Annotated in this window: 1 rRNA gene; it reads left to right on the forward strand. The window is 56.3% G+C overall.

The features are described from left to right. Nucleotides 1-398 (forward strand): 16S ribosomal RNA (locus tag ACQY6C_RS14855); the annotation flags it as partial. Nucleotides 399-673 lie beyond the last annotated feature (275 nt).

Genomic DNA, 673 nt, shown 5'->3' on the forward strand with positions numbered 1-673 from the left:
GACCTTTAAGTCGGAGGAAGGTGGGGATGACGTCAAGTCCTCATGGCCCTTATGCCCAGGGCTACACACGTGCTACAATGGTCGGTACAAAGGGCTGCAAGACCGCGAGGTGGAGCCAATCCCAAAAAACCGGCCTCAGTACGGATAGGAGTCTGCAACTCGACTCCATGAAGGCGGAATCGCTAGTAATCCCTGATCAGCATGGCAGGGGTGAATACGTTCCCGGGCCTTGTACACACCGCCCGTCACACCATGGGAGTCGATTGCTCCAGAAGTGGCTGAGCTAACCCACTGGTTTTCGGATCAGAGGGAGGCAGGTCCCCAAGGAGTGATTGGTAACTGGGGTGAAGTCGTAACAAGGTAGCCGTAGGGGAACCTGCGGCTGGATCACCTCCTTTCTAAGGAGTACTCAATGAGAGGCACCACGGGGTTTTCCCGCAGTGTGCTTTCTCGAGTGACCTATGGTCGAAGGCTCGCGATGTCGAATGTAGCTCTCCGCTGCCACTTTCTTTGCAGCAGCAGTGAGCCATCGTGGTGAATAGGACTCGGTTTTCAGGGAACGCGCATTGCGTGGTCTCTGAGTCACAAAATCTCTGAGTCACATGCGATTGGCTACGGCCAATTGATGGCCTCCCGAGCCGCTGCCGGTCGGTAGCGCAGGCTCGTGGAGGAT

This window comes from Altererythrobacter sp. (assembly GCF_050299635.1).
Classification (GTDB): Bacteria; Pseudomonadota; Alphaproteobacteria; order Sphingomonadales; family Sphingomonadaceae; genus Erythrobacter.